The 26,074-nt window shown below is 64.5% G+C and carries 24 protein-coding genes; 4 read left to right on the top strand and 20 right to left on the bottom strand.

Going from position 1 to position 26,074, the window contains the following annotated elements; genetic code table 11:
• Positions 1-133: 133 nt before the first annotated feature.
• The 13 genes from pal to ACVOMB_RS17560 all read right to left on the bottom strand — a co-directional run bounded on the left by pal (position 134) and on the right by ACVOMB_RS17560 (position 13,759).
• On the bottom strand, positions 134-655 hold the full coding sequence (pal, locus tag ACVOMB_RS17620; RefSeq protein ID WP_481532364.1) for a peptidoglycan-associated lipoprotein Pal: 522 nt from the start codon (positions 653-655) through the stop codon (positions 134-136).
• A gap of 61 nt (positions 656-716) precedes the next feature.
• Positions 717-2,036, bottom strand: coding sequence for a Tol-Pal system beta propeller repeat protein TolB (tolB, locus tag ACVOMB_RS17615; RefSeq protein ID WP_481532363.1), 1,320 nt, complete (start codon positions 2,034-2,036; stop codon positions 717-719).
• A 165-nt stretch (positions 2,037-2,201) separates the two neighbouring features.
• Positions 2,202-3,272: a cell envelope integrity protein TolA gene (tolA, locus tag ACVOMB_RS17610; RefSeq protein ID WP_481532362.1), complete on the bottom strand. Its 1,071-nt coding sequence runs from the start codon at positions 3,270-3,272 to the stop codon at positions 2,202-2,204.
• Positions 3,262-3,690 carry a protein TolR gene (tolR, locus tag ACVOMB_RS17605; RefSeq protein WP_481532361.1) on the bottom strand — a complete coding sequence of 143 codons (429 nt, stop codon included), beginning with the start codon at positions 3,688-3,690 and terminating at the stop codon, positions 3,262-3,264. The genes tolA and tolR overlap by 11 nt, the downstream gene beginning before the upstream one ends.
• Positions 3,691-3,728: 38 nt before the next feature.
• Positions 3,729-4,511, bottom strand: a complete 783-nt coding sequence (gene tolQ, locus ACVOMB_RS17600; RefSeq protein WP_481532360.1) for a protein TolQ — start codon at positions 4,509-4,511, stop codon at positions 3,729-3,731.
• Positions 4,512-4,531: 20 nt separating this feature from the next.
• Positions 4,532-4,957, bottom strand: a complete 426-nt coding sequence (ybgC, locus tag ACVOMB_RS17595) for a tol-pal system-associated acyl-CoA thioesterase (protein ID WP_282269154.1) — start codon at positions 4,955-4,957, stop codon at positions 4,532-4,534.
• The gene (ruvB, locus tag ACVOMB_RS17590) at positions 4,947-5,993 is read right to left on the bottom strand and encodes a Holliday junction branch migration DNA helicase RuvB (protein ID WP_481532359.1); all 1,047 of its coding nucleotides are present in this window, start codon (positions 5,991-5,993) and stop codon (positions 4,947-4,949) included. The genes ybgC and ruvB overlap by 11 nt, the downstream gene beginning before the upstream one ends.
• Before the next feature lie 33 nt (positions 5,994-6,026).
• A complete protein-coding gene (locus ACVOMB_RS17585; protein WP_481532365.1) occupies positions 6,027-7,877 on the bottom strand; it encodes a potassium transporter Kup in 1,851 nt (616 codons plus the stop codon).
• A 113-nt stretch (positions 7,878-7,990) separates the two neighbouring features.
• Complete coding sequence (gene ruvA / locus ACVOMB_RS17580) at positions 7,991-8,578, bottom strand: Holliday junction branch migration protein RuvA (RefSeq protein ID WP_481532358.1); 588 nt, start codon at positions 8,576-8,578, stop codon at positions 7,991-7,993.
• Positions 8,579-8,588: 10 nt separating this feature from the next.
• Positions 8,589-9,110, bottom strand: a complete 522-nt coding sequence (ruvC, locus tag ACVOMB_RS17575; RefSeq protein WP_282269162.1) for a crossover junction endodeoxyribonuclease RuvC — start codon at positions 9,108-9,110, stop codon at positions 8,589-8,591.
• Between the two features lie 73 nt (positions 9,111-9,183).
• Positions 9,184-9,915 (bottom strand): YebC/PmpR family DNA-binding transcriptional regulator, encoded by a 732-nt coding sequence (locus tag ACVOMB_RS17570; RefSeq protein WP_481515766.1) that lies wholly within the window; start codon positions 9,913-9,915, stop codon positions 9,184-9,186.
• Positions 9,916-9,982: 67 nt separating this feature from the next.
• Positions 9,983-10,630 (bottom strand): esterase/lipase family protein, encoded by a 648-nt coding sequence (locus ACVOMB_RS17565; RefSeq protein WP_481532357.1) that lies wholly within the window; start codon positions 10,628-10,630, stop codon positions 9,983-9,985.
• A 54-nt stretch (positions 10,631-10,684) separates the two neighbouring features.
• A complete protein-coding gene (locus ACVOMB_RS17560; protein WP_481532356.1) occupies positions 10,685-13,759 on the bottom strand; it encodes a TonB-dependent receptor domain-containing protein in 3,075 nt (1,024 codons plus the stop codon).
• Positions 13,760-13,960: 201 nt separating this feature from the next.
• Here ACVOMB_RS17560 and ACVOMB_RS17555 point away from each other — a divergent pair, with 201 nt between their 5' ends.
• Together ACVOMB_RS17555 and ACVOMB_RS17550 are read left to right on the top strand one after the other, a co-directional pair.
• Complete coding sequence (locus ACVOMB_RS17555; RefSeq protein ID WP_481532355.1) at positions 13,961-14,443, top strand: RNA polymerase sigma factor; 483 nt, start codon at positions 13,961-13,963, stop codon at positions 14,441-14,443.
• On the top strand, positions 14,440-15,453 hold the full coding sequence (locus ACVOMB_RS17550; RefSeq protein ID WP_481532354.1) for a FecR family protein: 1,014 nt from the start codon (positions 14,440-14,442) through the stop codon (positions 15,451-15,453). The genes ACVOMB_RS17555 and ACVOMB_RS17550 overlap by 4 nt, the downstream gene beginning before the upstream one ends.
• A gap of 41 nt (positions 15,454-15,494) precedes the next feature.
• Here ACVOMB_RS17550 and ACVOMB_RS17545 read toward each other — a convergent pair whose 3' ends face one another.
• The 3 genes from ACVOMB_RS17545 to aspS form a co-directional block, all read right to left on the bottom strand.
• Positions 15,495-15,758 (bottom strand): transposase, encoded by a 264-nt coding sequence (locus ACVOMB_RS17545; protein WP_481532353.1) that lies wholly within the window; start codon positions 15,756-15,758, stop codon positions 15,495-15,497.
• Positions 15,759-15,924: 166 nt separating this feature from the next.
• Entirely contained in the window at positions 15,925-16,446 is a 522-nt protein-coding gene (locus ACVOMB_RS17540; RefSeq protein WP_481532352.1) for an N-acetyltransferase family protein, read from the bottom strand.
• A gap of 3 nt (positions 16,447-16,449) precedes the next feature.
• The gene (aspS, locus tag ACVOMB_RS17535; RefSeq protein ID WP_481532351.1) at positions 16,450-18,207 is read right to left on the bottom strand and encodes an aspartate--tRNA ligase; all 1,758 of its coding nucleotides are present in this window, start codon (positions 18,205-18,207) and stop codon (positions 16,450-16,452) included.
• On the opposite strand from aspS, the gene ACVOMB_RS17530 reads away from it, so the two are divergent.
• Entirely contained in the window at positions 18,196-19,326 is a 1,131-nt protein-coding gene (locus ACVOMB_RS17530) for a DUF3011 domain-containing protein (RefSeq protein WP_481532350.1), read from the top strand. The two genes, aspS and ACVOMB_RS17530, sit on opposite strands and share 12 nt — an antisense overlap.
• Before the next feature lie 50 nt (positions 19,327-19,376).
• Here ACVOMB_RS17530 and ACVOMB_RS17525 read toward each other — a convergent pair whose 3' ends face one another.
• The 4 genes from ACVOMB_RS17525 to blaCESS form a co-directional block, all read right to left on the bottom strand.
• On the bottom strand, positions 19,377-20,024 hold the full coding sequence (locus ACVOMB_RS17525; protein WP_481532349.1) for a hypothetical protein: 648 nt from the start codon (positions 20,022-20,024) through the stop codon (positions 19,377-19,379).
• Between the two features lie 26 nt (positions 20,025-20,050).
• A complete protein-coding gene (locus tag ACVOMB_RS17520) occupies positions 20,051-22,699 on the bottom strand; it encodes a serine/threonine-protein kinase (protein WP_481532348.1) in 2,649 nt (882 codons plus the stop codon).
• A 68-nt stretch (positions 22,700-22,767) separates the two neighbouring features.
• Positions 22,768-24,024, bottom strand: a complete 1,257-nt coding sequence (locus ACVOMB_RS17515; protein ID WP_481532347.1) for a cation:proton antiporter — start codon at positions 24,022-24,024, stop codon at positions 22,768-22,770.
• A gap of 72 nt (positions 24,025-24,096) precedes the next feature.
• On the bottom strand, positions 24,097-24,999 hold the full coding sequence (blaCESS, locus tag ACVOMB_RS17510; protein ID WP_481532346.1) for a CESS family extended-spectrum class A beta-lactamase: 903 nt from the start codon (positions 24,997-24,999) through the stop codon (positions 24,097-24,099).
• A gap of 167 nt (positions 25,000-25,166) precedes the next feature.
• On the opposite strand from blaCESS, the gene ACVOMB_RS17505 reads away from it, so the two are divergent.
• Positions 25,167-26,042, top strand: coding sequence for a LysR family transcriptional regulator (locus ACVOMB_RS17505; protein WP_481532345.1), 876 nt, complete (start codon positions 25,167-25,169; stop codon positions 26,040-26,042).
• The last annotated feature ends 32 nt before the right edge of the window (positions 26,043-26,074 follow it).

The raw sequence follows: 26,074 nt of genomic DNA, 5'->3' as shown, positions 1-26,074 counted from the left end.
ACTTTTGTGTTCTCCTTTGGTTTCCCCCCCGCCCCCCGCGTCATAAAATCTGGCGCGGTGGTCGCCGGGGGGGCCGGCACCCCCCTGGGCCCGCCGCGACCACCAGCATCAGTTTGAGGCTGATGCGCATCGATTACTGCGCGGTGTAGACGATTTCGACGCGACGGTTCTGCGACCAGCAGGACTCGTTCGAATCGGTGCACACCGGACGCTCTTCGCCATAGGACACGACGGTCAGCTGCGAAGCCGAACCACCGTTGGCCTGCAGAGCCGAGTTCACGCCGTTACCACGACGCTCGCCCAGTGCCTGGTTGTAAGCGCGGCTACCGCGTTCGTCGGTGTTGCCCTGCAGGGTGATGCGCGAGGACGGACGGTCACGCAGGTACTTCGCGTGGCAAGCCATGATGGCCTGGAACTCCGGCTTGACCGAATCCTGGTCCAGGTCGAAGTAAACGACGCGCTGACGCAGGCAGGCGTCGGTGTCCAGATCGCCCGGGCCGTACAGGCCGGAGGTGGACGGGCCGGTCGGCTGGGTGGTGCTCGAGCCGTTATCAACCGACGGCTGCGCCGGCTGTTCCTTGACCTTCTTCGAGCAGCCAGCCAGTGCGACTACCGACAGCAGCGAAACGAGCAAAACACGAGTTGACTTGTTCATGGCTATACCTAGTGGCTCCTGGCCAATGTTGGGATTAATGCTTGCAGAGATTAACATTTTATCAACGCGCAGTGCGGTACGGACCCCATGCCGGTTCGCGCACATCGCCATCGGCCAGCACCAGGCGCTGACGCACCCGGCCATCGGCCGACACTTCATACAACACACCACGCCCACCTTCACGAGCGGCGTACAGAATCATGCTCGCGTTGGGCGCAAAGCTCGGCGATTCGTCCAGCGAACCCGGCGACAGCGTGCTCCAGCGCGCCGAACCCAGACTGCTGTCCATCATCGCGATCTTGTAGCTGCTGCCAGCCCCTTGTGCAACAGCGATCTTCTTGCCGTCAAAGGATACGCTGGCCTTGGCGTTGTAGTTGCCCTGGAAGGTCACCCGGCTGGCGCTGCCGCCAGTGGAGGCCACCTGGTAGATCTGCGGGCGGCCGCCGCGATCGGAGGTGAAGTAGACCGAGCTGCCATCGGCAGACCAGGTCGGCTCGGTGTCGATGCCAAAGTGGTTGGTCAGCTGGGTCAGCTGCTTGCTACCCAGGTCCATCACGTAGATTTCCGGGTTGCCGCTGCGCGACAAGGCCAGCGCCAGGCGGCGGCCATCCGGCGAGAACGACGGCGCGCTGTTGATGCCACGGAAGCTGGTCAACAGTTCACGGCCACCGGTGGCAATGTCCTGCACATAGATGGACGAGTTGCCGCGCTCGAAGCTGACATAGGCCAGCTTGCGGCCGTCCGGGCTCCAGCTCGGCGACAGCAGCGGCTCGGCCGAGCGCACGATGGTCTGCGGGCTGTAACCGTCGGAATCGGCCACCATCAGCGCATAGCGCATATTGGCGCCGCTGCCGCTGGCGGTGATGTAGGCGATGCGGGTCCAGAAGGCGCCACGCACACCGGTGATCTTTTCGTAGATCGCGTCGGCCATCTGATGGGCGACATCACGCATGGCGCTGGAACGTGCGGTCATCGCCAGGCCGAGCATGCGCTCACCCTTGGCCACGTCGAACAGTTCGTACTCCACACGGTATGCGCCGGCACCGGCGTCCTGCACCCGCCCGACTACCAGGTAGTCCTGCTTCAGCGCGCGCCAGGTCGGGTATTGCACCTCGCTGCCACGGCTCGGGCGCTCAGCGATCTGCGCTTCGGGCAGGTTGCGGAACTGGCCGGAACGGTCCAGGTCGGCACGGACCACGGCGGCCACGTCGGTCTGCGGCGCACCGGCCGAGCCTTGATAGGCCATCGGCACAACCGCGATCGGCGTAGCCGATGCGTTGCCGCCAATGATGTCGATTTCCAGTCCCTTCTGCTGTGCCATCGCCGCAATCGGCAACAACAGGGCAGTGAGGGCAAGCAGCCAGCGAGGCATTTTCTTCATGGGGCGCTCAACAGTACGGGCGAAGATAAAAAGGGATAGCAGCAGCAAGATGAATACTTTCGCAATCATGAACGAACTATTGCGTGAAATTTCTTCATCCGCCGTAAAACCACCCCGGTTAAAAGGTTTCCATTGAAAACAAACCGCCGGAAGGAACCCGGCTACTCAGCGATCCTGCGCCTCGAAGTTGAAGTTCAAGTTGCGCTGGAACACCGATTCGAAGCCCCGGTAGGGCAGCGGCTGCGCGCGACGCACAGCGGCCTCGACCGAACGTTTGCCGGCTTCGTCATAAGGGCAACCAGCCCCGAATTCGACGTCCATCACCTCACCGCCCGGCAACTGACGGATGGTCAGCCGGCAACGCTGGCCGCGCGGAATCGAGTCCGGACGTATCCACTGATTGAGCACGGCCTGCTGGATCGCTGCAGCATACTTGGCGGTCAGGTCATTGCTGGTACCGCCCTGCCCTGGCGACGGCGTGCTTGGCCCGCTGGTGCCGCTGCTGGTCGACGACGCCTGCGCACGGGCGCGGGCATCAGCCACCTGACGCAGGCGCTGCTCGGCCAGCTTGGCCTCGCGCTCGGCCTGCTCGCGCTTGCGGCGGATCTCAGCGATCTTCTGCTGGCGTTCCTGCTCGGCCTGGGTCTCACTGGCCTGGCGCTGCTGGTCGGCGATCTTCTTACGGTCCGCCTCTTCCTGCTGCTTGGCCAGACGCAGCTTCTGCTCGGCCTCTTCCACGCGCTTGCGCTCGGTCAGGTCGATCTGCTCCTGGCGACGCTTGGCTTCCTGCTCCTGCTTGGCCTTCTCCTGCGAGATGGCCAGCGCGCTGACCCGCTCCTGGTCAACAGTGTCCGGCTGGGCAATGCGCTCCTGGGCGTTGTGCTGCTGCGGGGTGGGCGCGTCCTGCGGCTTGGGCTCGGGGATGGGCTGCGGCGGCGGCACGGTATCTTCCGGCACCGGTTCGGGCTGCGCCTCTTCCACCGGCTCGGGCAGATCAGGCAGTTTTTCCGAGGCGCGCAGGGCCTGCCGCGCGGCCGAGGCTTCGGCGGCGGACAGCTGCATGTTGGCTTCCAGCGCCGGGTCGCCGGCGGCAGCTTCGGTGCTGCGCGAAGGCGACCAAACCCAGGCAATGATGAAAATCGCCGCTACCAACAGGTGTACCAGCAGTGCCAGTACGACCGGCAGGCCCCACTCGTTGCGGTTGTCGTGCGGCGGTGGCAGTGCGTCAGCGTGCATCGGTCGCCAGACCCACCTTTTCGATCTTCGCGGCCTTGATCACGTCCATGGCGTCCATGACCTTTTCATAGGCCACGCTCTTGTCTGCGGCCACGATCACCCGCAACGCCTTGTCCTGCGAAGCCAAGGCGCTCAGCTGCGCCTGCAGCGCGGCGGCATCCATGGCTTGCGGGTCCTTGGCTTCAGGCAGCTTCAGGCTCATCTGGCCATCGGCACGTACCGAGACCACGATCGGGTCCTGCTTGCTCTCCAACGCCTTGGCGGTGGAACTGGGCAGGTCGACCTCAAAACTGAGGGTCAGCAGCGGCGCGGTCACCATGAAGATGATCAGCAGCACGAGCATCACGTCGATGTACGGCACGACGTTGATCTCGGACTTGAGCTTGCGGCGCTTGCGGCGGGGAATGGCGGCGGTCATAGATGGGCTCCTGCGGTCAGAGGAAGGCGCTGGCGCACTTACTCGTCGCTGCCGCTCTGCTGGCGCTGCAGGATGGAGCTGAACTCCTCGGCGAAGGTTTCATAGCGCACCGACAGTCGCTCGACACGGGTGGTAAAGCGGTTGTAGGCCCACACCGCCGGGATCGCCACGAACAGACCGATCGCGGTGGCAAAGAGGGCTTCGGAAATACCCGGCGCAACCGAGGCGATACCAGCCTGCTCACCGCTGCTGATCATGTCGTGCATGGTCACCATGATGCCGAACACGGTGCCGACCAGACCCACATACGGGGCGGTGGAACCGATATTGGCCAGCAATTCCAGATTGCGCTCCAACCCGTCCACTTCGCGGGCATAGGTGGTGCGCATGGCGCGCTGCGCGCCTTCCAGCTGGGTGCGGCCATCAAAGGCGCGACGGCCCTGCAGCCGCGAGTATTCGCGGAAACCGGCTTCGAAGATGGCTTCCAGGCCATCAACCTGACGGTTGCGGTCGGTGGCCGAGGAATACAGCTTGCCGAGGTCGGCGCCTGACCAGAAGCGGTTCTCGAAGTCGCTGGCCTCGTTGTCGGCGGCCTTGAACACACGGGCCTTGCGGAAAATGATCACCCAGCTGATGAACGAGCCGGCCAACAGCAGCAGCACGATCAGCTTGACCGGGATACTGGCCTTGATCATCAGGTCCAGGTAGTTGATGCCGCCGCCATGGCTGGCCTGCGCCACGGTCTGCGCGGCGGCGGCGCTGACGTCGGCTGGCAGGGCCTCGGTCACGGTGGCCTGCAGGGCCAGAAGCAAAGCGATCATCCGATCTTCCTCAGTGTTGCTTAAGCGGGTTGTGTTTGAAGGGGTTTCAGTACTGCGTAAAGCGTGTCATCGAGTGCCTGCGGACGGAAGTCGCGGGCCCCGACGGCGGCAAGGCGGACCTGCGCCGTCGCCAGCACCTGGTCATCGCGCATCACCGCCTGCGCCATCAGCAGGCTGGCCCGCCGGCATTGCAGCAGTTCCACCGTGGTGGTCAGCGCATCGTCCAGCTTGGCCGGCTTCAGGAAATCCAGGTTCATGGCACGGACCACGAATACCTGGCCGTCACCGCAACGCATGGTTTCCTGACCATAGCCGAGGGCGCGCATCCATTCGGTCCTTGCCCTCTCCATGAAGGCCACATAGCGGGCGTGGTACACCACGCCGCCAGCGTCGGTATCTTCCCAGTAAATGCGTGTCGGCCAACTGAACCGAGACTCATTCGTCATCGCGTTGCTCCGCGAACAGGTCCACCGGCGCCGGTGCCGCCTTGGGTTTGAGGCCCAGATGGCGGTAAGCCTTGTTGGTGGCCATGCGCCCGCGGGCGGTGCGCACCAGGAAGCCCTGCTGGATCAGGAACGGCTCGACCACGTCTTCCAGCGTGCCGCGCTCCTCGGAAAGCGCCGCAGCCATCGATTCGACCCCAACCGGACCACCATCGAAATATTCCACCAAGGTGCGCAGCATGCGTCGATCCAGCTCATCGAAGCCTTCCGGATCGACCTTCAGCATCTGCATCGCGGCCTGCGCCACGGCCTGGTCGATATGCCCGGCGGCCTTGACCTGGGCGTAATCGCGCACGCGCCGCAGCAGGCGGTTGGCGATACGCGGGGTGCCGCGCGAACGGCGGGCGATCTCACCAGCGCCTTCGGCACTGCAATCGATGCCGAGGATGGCTGCCGAACGCCGCACGATGCGGGTCAGCTCCTCGGCCGAATAGAACTCCAGCCGCTGCACGATGCCGAAACGATCGCGCAACGGCGCGGTCAGCAGGCCGGCGCGGGTGGTGGCGCCAATCAGCGTGAACGGCGGCAGATCCAGCTTGATCGAGCGCGCGGCCGGGCCGTCGCCGATCATGATGTCGATCTGGAAATCCTCCATCGCCGGGTACAGCACTTCCTCGACCACCGGCGAAAGACGATGGATTTCGTCGATGAACAACACGTCATGCGGCTGCAGATTGGTCAGCAGCGCGGCCAGATCACCGGCTTTTTCGATCACCGGGCCGGAGGTGACGCGCAGCGCCACACCCAACTCATTGGCGATCACATGGCTGAGCGTGGTCTTGCCCAGCCCCGGCGGGCCGAAGATCAGCACGTGATCCAAGGCCTCGCGGCGGGCCTTGGTAGCCTGGATGTAGATATCCATCTGCTCGCGCACCGGTGCCTGGCCGAGGTAATCGGCCAGACTGCGCGGGCGGATGCTGGCGTCAGCGGCGTCATCCTCGCGGGTGGCGCCGGCGCCGATGATGCGGTCGTCAGTCATATCGCAATTATGCGCCAAGCACGTCGCATCCGATCAGATTTCCACCTGCGCGCCCAATTCCACCAGCCGGTTGCCCGGTATGCGGAAGAAGCCGGTGGCAGGCGCCGCGTTGCGATGCATGAAGGCGAACAGCTTGTCGCGCCAGATCGGCATGCCACGGTTGGCGCTGGCCACGATGGTCTCGCGGCTGGCGAAGAAGGTGGTATCCATCGGGTCGAAATAGATGCCGCCATGGTCGCAGGAGCGCATCAGCGCCAGCGGAATATCCGGCGTTTCCATGAAGCCATAGCGCACGTAGACACGGTAGAACTCATCACCCACCGAATCGATGCGCAGGCGCTGGCCCTCGGCCGCATACGGCATCGGCAGGGTTTCCACGTGCAGGAACACATTGCGCTCGTGCAGCACCTTGTTGTGCTTGAGGTTGTGCATCAGCGCATGCGGGACCACGGTCGGGTCGGCAGTCAGGAACACCGCCGTGCCCGGCACCCGCACTGGCGGCGCCAGCATCAAACCCGGCAAGAATGTGTCCAGACGGATACCGTCCTTGCGGATCTCATCACGCAGCAGCTCGCGGCCACGCCGCCAGGTGCGCATCATCGTGAACAGCACCAGCCCAAGCACCAGCGGGAACCAGGCTCCCTGCAGCAGCTTGGCGCCATTGGCGATCACAAAGCCAAGGTCGATGAAAAGGAAGACCACGCACAAGGCGACGATGGCGTGGCGCGCACGCGGCCACAGTACTCGTGCCACCAGCGCCAGCAGCAAGGTGTCGATCAGCATCGTGCCCGACACCGAGATACCGTAGGCCACGGCCAGATTACTGGAGCTGCGGAACGCCAGCACCAATCCGAACACCATCACCGCCAGGCCCCAGTTGATGCCTGGGATATAGATCTGGCCGATGGTGTCGTGCGAGGTATGCAGGATGCGCATGCGCGGGATGTAACCCAGCTGCATCGCCTGCCGCGACACCGAGAACGCACCGGTGATCACTGACTGGCTGGCAATCACCGCCGCCATTGTTGCCAGCAGGATCATCGGTATCAGCGCCCACTCCGGCACCGCCTCGAAGAACGGATTGGCCACCGCGTCCGGGCGCTGCAGCACCAGCGCGCCCTGCCCCAGATAGTTGAGCACCAGGCATGGCAGCACGAAGAAATACCAGGCATGGCGGATCGGCGGCGCACCAAAGTGGCCCATGTCCGCATACAGCGCTTCACCACCGGTCACCGCCAGCACCACCGCGCCGAGGATGAAGAGGCCGTGCCAGCCATGTTCCATGAAGAAGCGCGCCGCCCACAGCGGATTGAAGGCCTTGAGCACTTCCGGTGCGGCAATCACGTTCCAGATGCCGATCGCGGCCAGTGACAGGAACCAGATCGTCATCACCGGCCCGAACACCTTGCCCACCTTTTCGGTGCCAAAGCGCTGCGCGGCGAACACCGCCGCCAGCACCACCAAGGTGATCGGCACCACGAAGTGGCCCAACCCCGGCGCCGCGACTTCCAGGCCCTCGACCGCACCCAATACCGAAATGGCCGGGGTAATCACGCCGTCGCCGAAGAATAGTGAGGCACCGAAAATGCCGAGGATGCCGACCACATAGGCCGAGCGCGAACCATTGCGCAGGGTGCGCTGGGCCAGCGCCATCAAGGCCATGATGCCGCCCTCGCCATCGTTGTCGGCGCGCATGATGATGGTCACGTACTTGAGCGTGACCACCATGTTCAGCGCCCAGAACGCCAGCGACAGCACGCCCAGCACGGTGTCATGGTCGCTGCTCAGGCCGTAATGCGGCGAGAACGCCTCCTTCAAGGTGTACAGCGGACTGGTGCCGATATCGCCGAACACCACGCCAATGGCGCCGACGACCAGCGCCATGCCGCCGGCAGCGCCGCCGCCCTGGCTGTGGCCATGACCTTGGGTGGAAGATTCAGACGTGGAAGAAGCTTGGGACATGGCGATCTCAGGTTGGCGTCGTACTGCCGAAAGGGTTAACGCAACGCCGCTTGCAGCGCTTTACGGATGACGGTGGCGACATCATCGCCCTCGGCACCGGCATCACGCGCCATCTTGGCGGCCTCTGCCGGTTTATAGCCCAGTTGCTGCAACGCCACTGTCGCCTCGGACACTGCATCGTTGCCCAGCGCACCGGCAATCGGTGCGCCGCCACCGGTGAAATTGGCTGCACGGTCACGCAGTTCGACCACCATACGCTCGGCGGTCTTCTTGCCTATACCGGGAATACGGGTCAGCGCGGTGACATCGCCGGTCTGGATCAGCCGCGCGAACTCGTCCACGCTGGCCCCGGACAGCACTGCCAGCGCGATCTTGGCGCCGATGCCCGTCACCTTCTGCACATCACGGAACAGCCGCCGCTCGCCCTCACGCAGGAAGCCATACAGCGAGACGCTGTCTTCCTTCTGCGCGTAATGGGTGAACAGGATGATCTCGCGACCGACATCGGGCAGGTCGTAGAAGGTGCTCATCGGCGCCTCCAGCTCATAACCCACGCCATTGACGTCGATCACCAGCCACGGCGGGGCCTTATGGGCAAGGATGCCGCGCAGTCGACCAATCATGCGAAAAACCTCATTTGCGACTCCAAGCCTGGCGCACATCCACCCCCAGCCGATTGGCGGTGGCGCGGACATGCGCATGGGTTATGGCCACCGCCAGTGCATCGGCGGCGTCTGCCTGTAATTTGCCCTGCAGGTTCAGCATCAAACCCACCATATGCTGCACCTGCTGCTTTTCCGCGCCGCCGCGACCGACCACGGCCAGCTTGATCTCGGTGGCGGCGTATTCGCTGACCGGCAGGTCGCGCATCACCACCGCACACACCGCCGCGCCGCGTGCCTGCCCCAGCTTCAGGGCCGAATCGGCGTTCTTGGCCATGAACACCTTTTCGATCGCCACTTCCTGCGGCTGGAACTCCTCGATCAAGGCATGCAGCCCGTGCGCCAGCAGCCGCAGCCGCTGCGGAAAATCCGCCGCACCCAGCAGTACCAGTGGCGCGTGATGAACGTGGCGGGCACGGCCGTTGGCGTCGATGTCGATGATGCCGACGCCGGTACGCTGCGAGCCAGGGTCTATGCCAAGGATGCGGGTCATTGAGCCTCTACCAGTAAAAAACGGCGCCCAGCATGGCCGGACGCCGTCTCACCCGGTGGGACCGGGCGGGCCGTCAGGCCTGCTCCAGCCCAGCCTGATCAACGTTGGAATACACGTCCTGCACATCGTCCAGGTCTTCGAGCATGTCCAGCAGCTTCTTCACCTGCACGGCGGTGTCGGCATCGACGGCGACGTCGTTGTCGGCACGGAAGGTGATTTCACTGTGGTCCGGTACCAGCTTGGCGGCAGCCATCGCATCCTTCACCGACTGGAAGGCTTCCGGCGCGGTGATGACGTCGATCGAGCCGTCTTCTGGATAGACCGCGATATCGTCGGCACCGGCCTCGATCGCCGCCTCGGTGATGGTTTCCTCATCCGCACCCGGCGCGAAGCTCAGCACGCCGAGCCGCTTGAACATGAACGACACCGAGCCTTCGGTGCCCATGTTGCCGCCGCACTTGCTGAAAGCATGGCGTACGTCGGCCACGGTGCGCACACGGTTGTCGGTCAGGCAGTCGACGATCACGGCGATGCCGCCCGGGGCATAGCCCTCGTAGCGCACTTCTTCGTACTCGACGCCTTCCAGCTCACCGGTGGCCTTCTTGATCGCACGCTCAATGACATCCTTGGTCATGTTCGCGCTCAAGGCCTTGTCCATCGCGGTGCGCAGACGTGGGTTGTTGTTTGGGTCGCCTCCGCCACCACGGGCAGCAACGCTGATCTCCCGGATGATTTTGGTGAAAATCTTGCCGCGTTTCGCGTCATTCGCGTTTTTGCGGCCTTCGATGGAAGGACCTCGACCCATGGGAATACCGTACATCTGTCAGGAACAGGACGGTAATTCTACCTGATCCCCCGCCCAGCCCCCGTCATCAGCCGGTTGCGGTGGCAACCGTCGGGAACCGCCCCTGGCGCAGGAAGCCGGCAGTCAGCGTGGCCACCTCCGGCGACAACACCAGGCCGCTATGGCTGACCGGCACCACGCAGTGGTCGGCCAGACCCGGCAGTCGGGTTTCGGCCAGACCCACGGTGCCGTCGGATTCGCCATCCAGCGCGCCCATCATCGCTCCCAGCCCATGTGCCACCGAACCGGCTATCAGGCCAACCTCGGCCTGCCCCTGCCAGTCCGGCAGCCCGTGCAACAACAGATCGCTGCTACGCCCCAAGGCCGCCGACCAACCATGCTCGGCCATCGAGCGGGCGGTGCCGCTGCCGCATAGCGGCGAGCCAAGGCAAACCACCCGTGGCACTTCCAACGTCGGCACCTGCCGCAACGCCTCCAGCGCGACCAAGCCCCCCAGACTGTGCCCGACCAGCGACACCTGCCCTCCCGTGCGCAAACGTTTCACCAGTTGCGGCACCGCCTGCTCGGGCCCGCCAAACACGCTGGCGTAGCCAAACGTATCGACCGCAAAACCCTGCGTGCGCAGCCGCCAGGCCAGCGGCAACAGCCAGGAGCGGGTGTTCCAGATGCCGTGCAGGATCAGCACACGGGGACGCGGGGAGTTCTGCCAGGACATGCGCGCAGTTTCCGCCATCGGCCTTGCCCACCACAACGGGCAGCGACACGCTCTTTAGTCGAAGTTGCAATCCAACTGCAGCGCCAACTGCCGCCCTACCGCGCTGTAGACCTCGTCGTAATAGTACGGAAACTGGTCATTGCTGCTGTCACGCGGCGGCGCTGTGTTGAACAGATTGTTGATGAACAGGGTCGCTGTTGCGCGCTCGCTGATCTGCTTGCCGACATTAGCGTTCCACAACAACAGCGGCTTTATCCGACCTTGGCCATCAACACGCGGCAAGCGGCCGTAGCGGATGCCGAACAGATTGGCGGACCAGCCAGCCTGCCCCTGCCAACCCAGACTGGCACGCAGGTTGCTGCGGAATGCCAGGTTTTCACCCGACTCCCACTGCGACGCGCGCCATTGATCATGCAAGGTGCCCGGTGAGCGCACCCGGCGCTGGCCCCAGAAGGTGTGTGACCAGGTCGTGTGCAGTTTGAAATCACCGATGTCGCTGCTGAGGCGCCAATCCAGCACCGCGTCGATGCCGCGGATGCGCTGCTCGGATTGGTTGGCCGCCGTTGATTCGACCATGACGATGCGCCCATCGCCCTGCGCACCACTACGCACCACCCGCGAGCGCGCCCTGCGGCATTCCCAGGAGCGCAGATCCAGCAGACTGGGCCTGCCGTCCAGGCGCAGGCCGGTGGCACACTCAGCCTCATCGCGCAGCAGCAGCCCCGGCGAGATACGACCGATGCCGCCTTCGTTGCTGACGTCCCAATAGTCCATGCTGATCGACATTGCATTGCCTGCGTCCCAGACAAAACCCGCCGTGGTCGAGGTGCCGGTCTCCGCGCCCAGTTCCGGGTTGCGGTAGGTCCGGGTCAGAAACTCCGCTTCATAACCAGCGCAGCCGGGATTTACGCCGGCAACAATACAGCGCCTTGCATCGATCGCCGTGCCAAAGCTGCCACCCCCATCAGTGAATACCCAATGCATGTCCGGCATCTTGAAACTGGTGGCGTGGCTGGCACGCAACAGCAGGCTGCGCGTCGGCCGCCACTCCAGGCCCGCACTCCAGGTGCGCGCGGTGGCCAGGGCAACTGCATCGTCGTACCTGTCCACACGGCCGGCCGCACTGGCCTTGATGGCCTTGGTCAGCGGAACGCTCAGCTCAACTCCTACCGCATAGCGATCACGCACCCCTTCCCCCACGCTGCCGGTGAGGTTGTAGATATCCATCTGCAAAGGCAGCACCGATGGCGTGTTCCGCAGCCGGTAACGTTGCCGACTGGCCTCCACCACCAGCGCCATGGCCAAGCTGCCGGCAGGAAGATCGGCGATGGCGCCGGAAACAACATAGGACGCTTCATCCACCTCGGTCAGCGCGTCGTAGTGCACGTTGCTCGACATGGCCAGGTATTCGCCAGGCGTGATCGGGCGATACCAATGCTGCAGATCCAAGGGCTGGATGATGACGCCGTCATCGGTCATCCCCGTTGCTGGACCAAAGAAGAACGCATTCACCTTGTCGCCCAGCAAACGGCGCCGATCACGCTGCACCCGATAGTCCGAACGGCTGGCAGTCAGACTCCAGTCCAAGCGCTGCCCGTAACGTCCTTGCAGACCCAATGCCAGATCCCACATTCGTTCCCTGTAGTGATCGGTCATCGCATCCAGCCCGCCCACTTCCTGCGGGGTAAGCACACGCAGTGGGGAGAGGTAACCGAAGCGCGGATCGTAGATCTGGTTGACCTTGCTGGTACTGGCCGAATGCGGCCCGGTGATGGTCTCAAAGCCGCTGGCCAATTCACTGCGTGCATGCCACAACTGCAGACTCGCCCACGCCTGGGTGCGGGGTGACAGGGTCCACTGCGCGTGCAGCTGGCCAGACACCTCCTGCACGCCGTCCATCAGCGACGTATAGCCGGCATTGCGCCAGGTTCCGCAGCCACGCCCCTGCAGCGCTGATGCGGCGTTTGCAGGCGCGACGAAATCCCAATCGACAAACTCGCCCTGCCAGCGCGCACAGACATCGCGCGGCAGCGCCACCAGCGTTTGAGCTGTACCGCCGGCGCGCACAAAACCAAGCCCGAGCTCGGGATTCATCGGCGCGCCTGCATTGCCGCTGCCACGTTGCAGATCGCGCTGCGCGCCGCGCAACATCTCGGCAGCCGAATATTGCACGGCGTAACTCAGCCCCCAGTTCTCGCCGCCGCGCCCGGCAGACCACTGCAGATCAAAACGGTCGCCGCCACCTTGGCTGCTGGTACCGGTGCGCAAACGGACCTGCGAACCACTACCCGGTTGCTTGAGCACGATATTGACCACGCCGGCAATCGCATCGGCACCGTAGATGGCCGAGGCACCGCCCGTCATCAGCTCCACCCGCTCAACACTGGCCAAGGGAATGCTGCCCAGACTCTGGAAATTGCTGCGACCGTTCGAGGGAAACGGGTAATCCGGCAAACGCCGGCCATCGACCAGAATCAGCGCCCTGCCCGGGCCCAGGCCGCGCAGGTTCAAGGGCTGCGCATTGGCCGAAAAGCGCCCACCGCCACCCTGCGATTCGGCGCCGTAGTCGCTCAAGCCATTCACAGCCAACGCGTCGGTCAAGCTGAAGTAACCATCGCGCTGCATCTGCTCGGCACTGATGACAGTCACCGGTGCCGGGCCCTCGAACTCGCTGCGGCGTATCCGTGAGCCGGTGACCTGCAGCGAGGCCAACGAGCTTGCCACGGCAGGCATTGCTACCGGCTGCGCTGGTTTGGGCGCCGTGGCGACAGGAGCTGTCGTTGCCTGGACAATGGTGATAACCCCGCTGCTGGTCAACCGATAGCTCAGGCCGCTGCCGGCGAGCAGCTGCTGCAGTGCCTGGGCGACGCTGTAGCGTCCGTTCAAAGCAGGCGCGATCTTGCCACCCACCATCTGTGGCGCCATCAGTATCTGCAGACCCGAGGTGGATGCCAGTTGCGCCAACGCCTGCTGCAAGGGTTGCCGGGGCTGGCTGTAACCGCGGGTCGGGGTACTGGTCTGTGCCCAAGCAGGCGCGGCCGACAAAACCAGGCACAGCATCAGCCAGCGCAGCACGCCACGCCCGCCGCCCCTCACCCGCTGGTTTCCGCGACCTGCGCTGGCAATCATCCCTTCTCCAAGTGACAACCGGACTGGCACCGAGCCGGCAACCCCCTGTACAGACGCAACAAGTGCCAAACCCCTCATCTGGCAGAATCACTGGCACTAGCCCAAGCTGCGCGTGTCACTTCAGACTGTCAACGCCTGCCAATGACCGCCGCCCTGCCGCCCGTTCAGCCTCCACCCGACAGCCTCCGGGACGCGGGCGCCATGGCGCAACAGTACCGCCCCCGCTTGATGCGTTACTTCAGGAACCACCTGGGCTCGGTTGAAGACGCTGAAGACATGACCCAGGAAACCCTGGTGCGGATGATGCGCGACCCGCAGGCCGACAAGGTCAACAATGTCGAAGCCTATTTGATGACGATAGCAGGCAACCTGCTGCGCGATCGCTACCGCCGCGACCGTACCCACCATGCCGGCCAACATGTACCCATCGACGAGAACGCCGAGGGCTGGCCTACCGAAACGGTATGTGGTGAGCGCGTCTACCAGGACCGCGAGCGCCTGCAGACTTTTTTGAAGGTACTGGATGATCTACCACCACGTTGCCAGCAGGTATTTTTACTGCATCGCTATGACGGCCTGACCTACGGCGCCATCGCCAGCCAATTGGGCATCAGCGTCAGTGCTGTCGAAAAACAAATGATGCGTGCCCTGCTCCACTTCGGCTCGCGTTTGGAGCAACCATGAAAGAAACCAAGCTGGAAGTCGTTGCAGACGCCGATCCCATCCGCACCCAGGCAGCGACGTGGTTTGCACGCTTGCACGCCGATGAACTGAGCGAGCACGAACAGGCCGAGCACCAGATCTGGCTGGACGCCGATCCTGCACATCGGCTTGCCTATGAACGGGTCGAGCGCATGTGGACGATGCTGAGCGATTTTTCAGCCACGCCCGAGATCAGCCAGCGTCTGGCGGCGATTCCCGCTGCAGCTGCGGAGCAAGCCAGACCGCAGCTGCAACGCCGACCGCGCCGCCTGCAATGGCTGGCGGCCTGCGCTGCGGCGCTGACTGCGGTGGTTATTGGTTGGCGGGTATTTGCCCCGGCGCCAACAAGCGAACAACGCTATGCCAGCGCGATCGGCGAGCAGCGCAGCATCACCCTCGACGATGGCACCCAGATTGATCTGGACACCGGCACCACGTTGCGCGTGCGCTACAGCAGACAGCAGCGGCGCATTGAGTTGGATCAAGGCCGCGCCTTCTTCAAGGTTGCGGCCGACAGCGCGCGCCCGCTGACCGTGGATACAGCACAGGGCAGCGTACGTGCGGTCGGCACCCAGTTCGAGGTATATCGGCTGGACAACGGCCTCGACGTAACCCTGTTCGAAGGCAAGGTACAGCTACGCGCCGCCGCGGCCGACGACAGCGCCGCCGCCGTAGCCACGCTCAGTCCCGGGCAGCGCGCGCATATGACCCCTGGCAATGCGCCACAGGTACAGAGCTTCCACGGCGGCAGCGCACCGGCCTGGATCGACGGCCAGCTGGTGTTCGAAAACCTGCCACTGCGGGCGGCGATAGCAGAGTTCAACCGCTACGGTGGCAGCCCGTTGCGGATCAACGATGCGGCGCTGGGCGAACTGCGTGTTTCCGGCGTGTTCCGCAGCAATGACAGCACCGGCTTCGTTGAAGCCTTGAACGCCCTGCACAAGATCTCGGCACATACCAACGCGGCAGGCGAGACCGAGCTCAGTCGCTGACAAGCACGCGCCGCAGACCGCCTGCGGCGCGCGTTGGCAACTCAGAGCGGCTGCAGCAAAGCCTGCCTGATCCGCTCACGCTCCAGCAGTTGCATATCCAGCAAGGCCTTGAGCCGGTGGTTTTCCCGCTCCAGACGACGCAACTGCCGCGCATGCAGCGCGCGCGTGCCGCCACAGGCCCGCCGCAGCAGGACATACGAGGCTTCACTGAAACCATGCTTCCTGCACAGCGCCTGCAGCGAAGCTGCAGTACCGGCTTCAAGCAGGAAGTCGATCAACTGCGCTTCGTCAAAACGTTTCCTCATACCTGCCTAGACGCAGCAGCATGAAAGAACCACAGCAACGCAGCCATGACGTTGTTTGTAGGAGCGGCGTCAGCCGCGAAGCAGACAGCAGCGGAAAGGCCAAGGAAACCTCCTCACAGGAAGCCGCCCCTCTATTCCACCCGCAGACCAACCCTGCCCAGCTCAATCAGCCAGCAAGCCGCCGCAGAATGAACTCATTGTCGCGCACGCTGCCAACCGGGAACTCATAGGCACCGACCTGCTCAAAACCATGCCGTGCATAGAAACGCTGCGCACCGAAATTCTCCGACCACACGCCAATCCACAGCGTGCGCCCCGGAACCTGCAGCCACTGCAGGGCTGCATCGAACAACAATCCACCGCGACCGCCGCCCTGGTACTGGCTCAGCACGTACAGGCGCTTCAACTCACCGTCGGCTGCACTGGCATCAGCATGCGGCAGACCGCAGGGACCGGCGAAGGCGAAGCCGATGGCCTCACCTTCCACTTCCAGCAACCACGCCGCGTAGTCACCGGACTGCAGCTGTTGCCGCTGCAGTTGCTGCGGATAGGCCGTGGCCAGGTAATCGGCCAGGTCCTGCGGCGGATACAGGTGGCCGAACGTCTCCACGAAGGTACGTTCGGCCAGCGCGCACAGCACGCCAGCATCATCGGGGGTAGCGCGACGGATGCTGGCGTTCGCTGCCAAGACTCAGGCCTTGTCGGCGCGCGGACGCACCTGCACGTGTACTTCGGCCAGCTGCGCGTCGGCGATCGGCGACGGTGCATCGGTCATCAGGCACTGTGCGCCGGTGGTCTTCGGGAACGGGATCACGTCACGGATCGACTCGGTACCAGCCATCAGCGCGGCAATACGGTCGATACCGAAAGCGATGCCGCCGTGCGGCGGCGCGCCGTAGTTCAGCGCGTCCAGCAGGAAGCCGAACTTGGCGCGGGCTTCTTCAGCGTCAATGCCGAGCAGCTCGAACACCGCGCTCTGCATTTCCGGGCGATGGATACGGATCGAGCCGCCGCCGATTTCGTTGCCGTTGAGCACCATGTCGTAACCGCGGGAGACCGCGGTCTTGGCATGCGCACGCAGGTCCGCCACATCGTCCACCGCCGGTGCGGTGAAGGGGTGATGCAGGGCGACGTAACGCTGCGCCTCCTCGTCCCACTCGAACATCGGGAAGTCGGTGACCCACAGCGGTGCCCAGGTATTGGCAACCAGACCAAAGTCCTTGCCGGCCTTCAGACGCAGTGCGCCCATGAAGTCGGAGACCTTGTTGTAGCCGCCGGCACCGAAGAACACGATGTCGCCATTGCCGGCACCAATGTGCTTGAGCAGCGCAGCGAAGGCGTCTTCGGCAAAGAACTTCTGGATCGGCGAGCTGACCTCGCCGTTCTCGGCGATCTTGATGTAAGCCAGACCCTTGGCACCGTACTTGGCGGCATGGGCGGCGTACTCGTCGATCTGCTTGCGGCTGAGCGTGGCGCCGCCCGGAATGCGCAGTGCGGCCACGCGGCCGTCGGCATCATTGGCGGCAGCAGTGAACACCGGGAATTCGCTGGTCTTGACCAGTTCGGCCACGTCCACCAGCTCCAGCGCGATGCGCAGGTCCGGCTTGTCCGAACCAAAGCGACGCATCGCCTCGGCCCAGGTCATGCGCGGGAACTGTGCAGCCAGCTCCACGTCCACCACTTCCTTGAAGATGGAGCGGATCATGCCTTCGACGAAGTCCTGGATGTCGCTCTCGCGGACGAAGGCGAACTCCATGTCCAGCTGTGTGAACTCCAGCTGGCGGTCGGCGCGCAGCGCTTCATCGCGGAAGCAGCGCGCGACCTGGTAGTAGCGGTCGAAGCCGGCCACCATCAGGATCTGCTTGAACAGCTGCGGGCTCTGCGGCAGGGCGTAGAACTCGCCCGGGTGCATGCGTGCCGGCACCAGGAAGTCGCGCGCGCCTTCCGGGGTGGCCTTGGTCAGGATCGGGGTTTCAATGTCCTGAAAGCCACGCTCGTCCAGATGACGGCGCAGCGCCTGCACCAGCTTGATGCGGGTGCGCTGCATGCGCTGCATTTCCGGGCGGCGCAGGTCCAGGTAGCGGTACTTCAGGCGGGTTTCTTCGCCCGGGTTCTCATGCGCATGGAACGGCAGCGGCGCGGCCTTGTTGAGGATGCTGATGCGCGTGGCGATCACTTCCACCTTGCCGCTGCGGATCTTGTCGTTGACCGCATGACGCGCGCGCACCACGCCTTCGACCTGCAGCACGTCCTCGTAACCGAGGCTGGCGGCGACGGCGAAGACCTCGGCGTTGTCCGGTTCAACGGTGACCTGGACGATGCCTTCGTGGTCGCGCAGGTCGATGAAGCAGACGCCGCCGAGGTTACGGGCAACGTCGGTCCAGCCGGCGAGGGTCACGGTTTGGCCGATCAGGGTCTCGTCGACCAGGCCGCAGAAATGGGTACGCATGGAAAGCTCCGCAGGGGGCCCGGCACGAAACGGTGCCGGGTAGCCCCGTATTTTGGCGCTCAGCGGGGGTTGGAGCAAATCCGCCCCATCAGTCACGCCGCCTTAAGTGAGATTGCGCCTATAGTTCCGCGTCCAAACCTGAACAGGGAAGCCGTCATGAACCGTCACCTCCTGCTTGCCGGCCTGGCTTCCCTGTTGGGGCTAGCCATGAGCCCGTCCCCCGCAGCAGCCCAATCGGGCTACCCGGACGGCAACCAGAGCGGCACCGTCCGCTGTGAAAGCGTTGATCAGCGCCAGCGTGTCTGCGCCACCGGCTGGCGCAACGCCGTGCTGACCCGCCAGCTGTCCAAGGCCCAATGCACCGAGGGCCGCAGCTGGGGCAGCAGCAACGGCAATGTCTGGGTCAGCAATGGCTGTCGCGCCGAGTTCAGCGAGGGCCGCGGCGGCTGGGGTGGTGGCCAGGGCGGCTGGAACGGCAATGGCAATGGCAACCGCACCATCCGCTGCGACAGCAACAATAACCGCCAGCAGGTCTGCAATACCGGCTGGCGCAGTGCGGTGCTGGTCCGCCAGGTTTCCGATACCCGCTGCACCGAAGGCCGCAACTGGGGCAGCAACAACGGCAGCGTCTGGGTCAGCGGCGGTTGCCGCGCCGAGTTTGCCGAAGGCCGTGGTGGCGGTGGTGGCTGGGGCGGCGGCCCGGGCAATGGCAACCAGACCATCCGCTGCGACAGCAACAGCAACCGCCATGTGGTCTGTAACACCGGCTGGCGCAACGCGGTACTGGTGCGCCAGGTCTCCGATACGCGCTGCGTGGAAGGCCGCAACTGGGGCAGCAGCAATGGCGCGGTATGGGTCAACGGCGGCTGCCGTGGCGAATTCGCTGAGGGCCGTGGTGGTGGCGGCAATGGCGGCGGCTGGGGTGGCAACAACTACTTCGTGGATTGCCATAGCAACAGCAACCGCTTGAACACCTGCGCCTGGGATCGCCGCCAAGGCCGCCCGGTCATCGTCCAGCAGGCCTCCGACACGCGCTGCGTGGAAGGCCGCAACTGGGGCTTCAACGGCGACAGCATCTGGGTCAACGGCGGCTGCCGCGCCCGTTTCAGCGGGCGCTGAGTCTCAAGCCATGTGGACCAGAGGGCGCCGGCAACGGCGCCCTCTGCATTTCAGGCCTCGCTGCCCCACGGCGCTGGCGGCAGCGCCACCGGCACGCTCAGATCGAACTCCACCTGGAACAGACGTCCATCCGGACGCGCCAATTCGTAGACAAAGCGCTTGCCCGGCACCAGCTCCATCGCCCAGGTATTGCGCAACGACGCGGTCATGCCATTCGCAGTGAACATCGCCACCGATTCGGCATCGACCGGAAACTCCTGCCGCCCTGCACTGCCGGCCTGCGCGGTATCACCGCCGTACATGGTCACCGTGTCCGGGCTGCCATCGGCATGGCGGTGGTCGTGCTTCAAGCGCAGACCGCTGTCGGTGCGGCTGATCACCCAGGTCCGCGAGTGGTCGTCACCCACATGGAACGGCACCCGCAGCTCCTGCTGCGGGCTGTCGCAGCCGCGCACATGCATCACCAGGGTCTTGCCATCGAACGGGTCCGGCGCACTGGACTGCGGCTGATTGGCGATGATGCGGCCGGCAAAGGCCTGCCCGCAGTAGTGCGCCAGATCGGCGAGAAACTGGTCGGCCGGCGCAACTGCCGCCTTTGCTGCCGGCGCGTTGCTGGCGGCAATCGCCGAAACGGGAAGGACGGCGGTGCCGGCCAAGGCCAGAACGCAGATCAGATTCGAGAAGGATGAGGTTTTCATCCCCCGATCCTCGCCCACACACGAACTCAAGGCAACGCGGCGGCGCCTTGAGCAACCCCGCGCGCCGTCTGCAAGGCACTGCGCCATCGCGCAGTCACTGCCGATTCCCTGCCATATAGCGGCTCTGAAGCGGCTACGGCGGCCTGCCAATGCTGCACGGCTTCATTGCGATTGCCGCGCTGCTCGGCCAGCCGCGCGCGCAATACCTGCTGGCGTACCGCCGCATAAGGACTGCCGGCCAGCAGCGGTTGTACGGCATCCAGCGTTTGCGCCGCCGCATCCAACCGCTGCTTGGCAATCAGCCATTCGGCCCAACCCTGCTGCACACGGATGCCATTGGCGCTGCTGGCGGGTATACGCGGCAGCCATAGCGCATGCGCCCGCTGCACCATGGCATCGCCCGCAGCGTCGCCTTGCCCGGCCAGCAACAGACCGAGTTGCAATTCCAGATCCAGCGTATCCGGATGATCCCTGCCAATAGCCGCCGTGCGTATCGCCAAGGCCTGCCGATAGCTCGCTGCAGCGGCGACCGTCTCGCCCTGCGCCTGCGCAAGCAGCGCGGCGGTTTCGCTGATCAACGAATAGTTGTAACTGTCCTTGCCCAGGACCTCCGCCGACAGCCGCAGTGCGGTTTCCACATACGGTCGTGCGCGCGCGTACTCGCCCTTGCGTATCAGCGCCAGCGCCAGCCGGTTGTTCTCGCTGACAACATAGATGCTTCGTTGCCCGAATATCTTCGGCGCACGTGCCAGGTTGGCCTCGAACGCGGCAATGGCCGCATCCAGGTCACCGCGATCCATCACCATCAAGCTGCGTTCGGTGTTGCTGGCCCAGTAGTCATAGGACATCTCGCCAAAGGTGCGCAGGAACATCGGCGTGGACTGGTCGAACGCCGCCGCCGATGCGACCAGGTCGCCCTTGCGCCGGTACATCATGCCCAGGTTGTCCAATGCCACACCAATGTACTGCTCGCGCTTGCCGGCCTGGTGACGCTGCAGCGCCTGCTTGAAAGCAGCCTCGGCATCGTCATAGCGCTGCTCGGACAACAACGACAGCCCCAATGAGTTGTAGGACTGGGCGACTCGGAAGCTGTCCGCCGGCTGCTTGCCCAGCAGCGCCAATGCCCGCCGCGCCAGCTTCGCGCCTTCCACGCCGTTGCGGTTGTTGGAGTAGCTGCCCGCCAACAGGTTGAAAAGGCGCGCGGCTTCGTCCAGATTCTTGTTGCCACCAGCGGCAGCCAGTGCTTCGGCAGCCTGCAACATCAGCGGATCGGACCGCCGCAGATCACCGGCATTGCGGTAGGCCAGGCCAATCACGCCTTTCAAGCGCGCCTGTACTTCCGGCGATGCATCCAGGTCCTTGTCGATACGCGACGCGGCCCGGTCCAGCACCTCACGGGCGCTGATGTCCTCGCCGCCACGCACGCCCTTCTCACGCGGATCAGCGGCCTGGAACATTTCCACCAGAAAGCCGCTGACCTGCTCGGCGATCTTGGCCTCGCGCTCGGCGGCTGCGCGTTCGGCCGCCAGACGCCACACAAACCAGGCTGCAAGCAGCAGCGCCAGCAACAGCAGCACCGCCCCCTTCCAGTTGCGTCGCAGCCAACGTCCGCCGCGATAGAACCGGCCGCCGTTGCGTGCCTGCACCGGCCGATGCTGCAGATAACGCTGCACATCGGCAGCCATCGCCTCCACCGACGGATAGCGCTGCTCAGGCAGCAAAGCGCCGGCCCGCACCACGATGGCATCCAGATCGCCGCGCAGCGCACGCAGCCAGCGGCAGTCGGCCTGAGCGACCCGACTGGGAGCGGCCACCGCAATCCCGCTGTCGCCTGCGCCGCGCCTGCCACCCTTGCCTGCCAGCAGCTCGCTCAATACCGCAGCCAGACTGAAGACATCGCTGCTCACCCCTACCGCCAGTCCTGACTGCAGCTCTGGCGCGGCGTAGGCTGGGGTAAAGAACTGCGCACCCGGGTCGTTGGCCTCGTCGCCCAGCAGCCGCGACACACCGAAGTCGAGCAGCACCGGCTCGCCCTCCTCACGCACCAGGATATTGGAAGGCTTCAGATCGCAATGCAGTACCAGCCGTGCATGTGCGGCCTGCACCGCGCTGCATACCTTCAGGAACAGCTGCAAGCGCTGACGCAGATCCAGCTGCTGGCGCGCGCAGTGAACGTCCAGCGCCTCGCCACGTACGTACTCCATCACCAGATACGGATGCCCACCCGGGGTAGTACCGCCGTCGTAGAGGCGCGCGATATTCGGATGCTGCAGGCTGGCCAGGATGCGCCGCTCGGCGGCCAGACGCTCAGCCACGCGCGCACTGGGCTTGCCCTGCAGGACTTTGATCGCCACCTCCTGCGCATACAGGCCATCAGCACGTTCGGCGCGGAACACCATGCCCATGCCGCCACTGGCCAGCCGTTCGTACAGCCGCCAAGGCCCGATGACATCGCCTTCGTTCAGTTCGGAAGGAATCGCAGCGACGATCAACTGCTGCATTGGATCGAGGGCACGACCGAGCTCGCTGGTCTGCGCTTCGAGCAGCTCCAGTGTTTCGGCGATGACGGCTGGATCCGCACTCAAGCGCGCAAGCTCACTCCGCCATTGCGACGGATGCAGTTCACACACTGCGTCAAACAGCTCGCGCACCTGTTGCCAGCTATCCCGATCCACCAACACCCCCTTGCCACCCGCCCGCTACATTGCGAAGCCGTGCCTGCCATGGGGATGATAAGCGCCGCTCAACGCTCCGGTACGTAAGAGTTGGGTGCTGATGACGGATCTGAAACCGCATCATCTGCATTACCCGCATCAACCACAGTTTCTCTTACGACATTGGAATCGGCGGTTTCAGCAGCCTCGTTGCTGAGCGGGTCCACATCCATCGGCCGCCGGAACACCAGCGACGGCAGCAGCGTGGTCAATGCGGCATACAACAGCAAGGCACCGAACAGCACCGGCGAGATCGCAAAACGCTCGCGCATGATCGCCGCCAGTACCAGGGTGAAGATCAGCGTCGGCGACAACGCCAATGCCACCCGCAGACTGGTGCGAAAGCTCTCGCCAAACAGCAAACGCCGTTGCAGCCAGATCACCGCGATGCGCAGCGGCAGCACCACCAGGGTGATCAACAGACCCAGACCCAAAGCCTCAAAACTCAAGGCTTCGGCCGGCACCTTGGTGCCCGAGTTGAAGAAGTAGAACGGCACGAAGAAGGAAGAAAACAGACGCAAGGCATGCAGGTTCTCGTGCGAAGCCAATGACGGCATGCGCTGCTGCAGCAGGCGCGCCACCAGTCCGGCGATGAACGCGCCAACCAGGTAGTACACACCCAGCCCATAGGTGATGTAGGCGGCCAGCATGCCGACCATCACCAGCAGCGAAAATTCCGAACCCGGCGCATGTGGCGCCACCCAGCGGCCCAGCGCGATGAACAGCAATGGCAGGCCGACCATCATCGCCAGCAAGGCCATGCTCGACAGCGCCATATGCACCGGATCGCCGGCCTGCAGCACCACGAACAAGGCAGCCAGTGCCAACAACTCGCCGGCAATGGCCTTGCTGCTGACCCAAAAACGCTCGGCGTCATCCAGACCGAGCTGGGACAGCGAATCCATGATGAAGCCGGTGGAGGGCGTCAGCAGCGCCAGCGCCAGCAGGGCCGCTGCCTGCCACGGCAGGCCTGCGTAATGCCATGCCAACCAGGCCACGCCGGTGAGCGTGCCGCTGCGGATCACCAGATGGGTCAGCAGCGGCCACATGCCCTTGCGCAGATCGGCCAGATCCACTTCCAGGCCTGCAAACAGGAACAGCGAGGAAATACCCAAGGTGGCAAGCAGGTTGACCACCGGATCATGCGAACCGTCACCCAGCCACAGCATCGCGCCGATGCCGAACACCAGACAGGTCAGCGGCGCCGGAATATTGAAACGCTGCAGCGCGCGCGGAATCACCAGCAGCGCGAAGATCAACAGCAGATAGATTACTTCCTTGCTCATGACGCCTGGTTCCTGTGCACCGGTCAAGCGGGGTCGCGCCTACCGGCCACCGCCGCGCCAACGATGGAGTCGTCAACGCAGGCGGGCCCCGGCCAGCTCCCCAACCTGGCGCAGGATGCCATTCCTGCCGTCATCATCCAGTGCAGAACCCTGCAGGTAGCTGGCCAACAGCCACGGCGCACCACCGGCCAGCGGCCACAGCACCGCAATGTCGTTGCTGGTGTCGCTGCCATTGCTGCCGGTCTTGTCGCCGACCCGCCAGCCTGTTGGCAGCCCGGCGCGCAGGCGCGCGTCACCGGTCTGGTTGTCGATCAACCAATCGGCCAGCTGCTGGCGCGAAGCCTCGGTGAGCACGTTGCCAAGCAGGAAGCGTTGCAGATTGCCGGCCATCGCCGCCGGGCTGGTGGTGTCGCGCGGGTCGCCAGGGGCGAAGCGGTTGAGCTCGGGCTCGTTGCGTGCACTCAGGGTGACGCGGTCGCCGTGCTCACGCAGGAAGGCGGTAAGCCCGGCCGGGCCGCCAACCAGCGGCAGCAACAGGTTCGCCGCGGCGTTGTCGCTGACGATCATCGTCGCCCGGCACAGATCGCGCACGGTCATGCTCTTGCCGACGTGGCGCTCGGTGAACGGCGAATGGTCGAGGATGTCGGCCTGGCGTACCGGTACGCGCTGGTCCAGCGACACCTGGCCTGCGTCGGCGCGGCGCAGAACCGCTGCAGACAGCGGAAATTTGACCGTGCTGCACATTGGAAAGCGCTCGTCCAAGCGATGCCCATAGCGGGCTCCGCTGACCGGGTTCCAAAGGCAGACCCCCAGGCGGCCGCCGCTGGCCTTCTCAAGCGTTGCGAAGTCGGCGTTACTGACTGCTGCCGGAGCTGGCGTCGCGCTGGCGGTACCGGTACGTGCCCATGCGGCAGGGGTCAATGCACTGGCCAGGGCGGCACCGCCAAGCGTGAGGAACTGACGACGAGCAAGCATTGAGACTCTCCATGGGCGTGATCGGGCTGATCTTGCCAACCACTGCCGCCCCCGACCATCTCGAATAATCATCGCCAGTCATTAGTTAAATTTGCGTCTCCGACGGAAATTCGCCCATAAGACGCGGAATAATGCAGGCGACCATCAAGTTTCGTCATGACTTCGCCATGATCCGACCCCAGCTGCCGCTCAACGCCCTGCGTGCCTTCGAGGCCGCTGCCCGCCATTTGAACTTCACCCGAGCCGCGCTGGAGCTGTGCGTCAGCCAAGCGGCCTTGAGTCACCAGATCCGTGGACTGGAGGACCGTCTGCAGGTGAGCCTGTTCCATCGGCTGCCACGCGGGGTGGCCCTGACCGACGAAGGGGCGGCGCTGTACCCGGTGCTGACCGAGAGCTTCGACCGCATCGCGATTGCGTTGGATCGCTTCACCGGCGGGCGCTTCCGTGAAGTGCTGACCGTGGGCGTGGTCGGCACCTTTGCCACCGGCTGGCTGCTGCCGCGCCTGCCTGAGTTCGAGGCTGCGCATCCGGATATCGAGCTGCGCGTGCAGACCCACAACAACCGCATCGATCTGGCTGGCGAAGGGCTGGATCTGGCGATCCGTTTTGGCGATGGCGATTGGCAGGGACAGGATTGCACGCCGATTGTCGACACCCCATTCGCGCCGCTGTGCGCGCCGGCTGTGGCGCGGAAACTGCGCCAGCCGCGTGATCTTGGCAACGTGCCACTGCTGCGTTCCTATCGCAACGACGAATGGCCGCGTTGGTTGCAGCAAGCGGGCGTCACTGGCGTTGAAGCGCGTGGCGCGGTGTTTGATTCGTCACTGACCCTGGCCAGCGCTGCGGCCGCGGGTGCTGGCGTGGCGCTGCTGCCGCTGCGCATGTTCGAGCAGGACCTTGCCGAGGGCCGGCTGTTGCAGCCGTTCGCGCAGACCTTGTCGTTGGGACGCTATTGGCTGACGCGACTGCGCTCGAGACAGGAGCGCGAGCCGCTGCGGCGGTTCCGGCTGTGGTTGCAGGCGCAGGGAGAGCTGGATGGCTAGGTGCGGCCTGCGTTTGTAGGAGCGGCGTAAGC

This window comes from Stenotrophomonas sp. STEN018, from assembly GCF_056760235.1.
The sequence above is the reverse complement of the archived record's forward strand: the minus strand, read 5'-3'. Positions and strand labels throughout refer to the sequence as shown.

Coding starts and splice junctions, on each gene's coding strand:
- tolR (WP_481532361.1), bottom strand. CDS start 3,690: ATGACCGCCGCCATTCCCCGCCGCAAGCGCCGCAAGCTCAAGTCCGAG.
- ACVOMB_RS17530 (WP_481532350.1), top strand. CDS start 18,196: ATGGGTACGCATGGAAAGCTCCGCAGGGGGCCCGGCACGAAACGGTGC.
- ACVOMB_RS17550 (WP_481532354.1), top strand. CDS start 14,440: ATGAAAGAAACCAAGCTGGAAGTCGTTGCAGACGCCGATCCCATCCGC.
- ACVOMB_RS17570 (WP_481515766.1), bottom strand. CDS start 9,915: ATGGGTCGAGGTCCTTCCATCGAAGGCCGCAAAAACGCGAATGACGCG.
- blaCESS (WP_481532346.1), bottom strand. CDS start 24,999: ATGCTTGCTCGTCGTCAGTTCCTCACGCTTGGCGGTGCCGCCCTGGCC.
- ACVOMB_RS17555 (WP_481532355.1), top strand. CDS start 13,961: ATGGCGCAACAGTACCGCCCCCGCTTGATGCGTTACTTCAGGAACCAC.
- tolA (WP_481532362.1), bottom strand. CDS start 3,272: ATGCACGCTGACGCACTGCCACCGCCGCACGACAACCGCAACGAGTGG.
- ACVOMB_RS17545 (WP_481532353.1), bottom strand. CDS start 15,758: ATGAGGAAACGTTTTGACGAAGCGCAGTTGATCGACTTCCTGCTTGAA.
- ACVOMB_RS17585 (WP_481532365.1), bottom strand. CDS start 7,877: ATGGCGCTGGTCGTCGGCGCCATTGGCGTGGTGTTCGGCGATATCGGC.
- ACVOMB_RS17505 (WP_481532345.1), top strand. CDS start 25,167: ATGATCCGACCCCAGCTGCCGCTCAACGCCCTGCGTGCCTTCGAGGCC.
- ACVOMB_RS17525 (WP_481532349.1), bottom strand. CDS start 20,024: ATGAAAACCTCATCCTTCTCGAATCTGATCTGCGTTCTGGCCTTGGCC.
- ybgC (WP_282269154.1), bottom strand. CDS start 4,957: ATGACGAATGAGTCTCGGTTCAGTTGGCCGACACGCATTTACTGGGAA.
- pal (WP_481532364.1), bottom strand. CDS start 655: ATGAACAAGTCAACTCGTGTTTTGCTCGTTTCGCTGCTGTCGGTAGTC.
- tolB (WP_481532363.1), bottom strand. CDS start 2,036: ATGAAGAAAATGCCTCGCTGGCTGCTTGCCCTCACTGCCCTGTTGTTG.
- aspS (WP_481532351.1), bottom strand. CDS start 18,207: ATGCGTACCCATTTCTGCGGCCTGGTCGACGAGACCCTGATCGGCCAA.
- ruvC (WP_282269162.1), bottom strand. CDS start 9,110: ATGACCCGCATCCTTGGCATAGACCCTGGCTCGCAGCGTACCGGCGTC.
- tolQ (WP_481532360.1), bottom strand. CDS start 4,511: ATGATCGCTTTGCTTCTGGCCCTGCAGGCCACCGTGACCGAGGCCCTG.
- ruvB (WP_481532359.1), bottom strand. CDS start 5,993: ATGACTGACGACCGCATCATCGGCGCCGGCGCCACCCGCGAGGATGAC.
- ACVOMB_RS17565 (WP_481532357.1), bottom strand. CDS start 10,630: ATGTCCTGGCAGAACTCCCCGCGTCCCCGTGTGCTGATCCTGCACGGC.
- ACVOMB_RS17515 (WP_481532347.1), bottom strand. CDS start 24,024: ATGAGCAAGGAAGTAATCTATCTGCTGTTGATCTTCGCGCTGCTGGTG.
- ACVOMB_RS17560 (WP_481532356.1), bottom strand. CDS start 13,759: ATGATTGCCAGCGCAGGTCGCGGAAACCAGCGGGTGAGGGGCGGCGGG.
- ruvA (WP_481532358.1), bottom strand. CDS start 8,578: ATGATTGGTCGACTGCGCGGCATCCTTGCCCATAAGGCCCCGCCGTGG.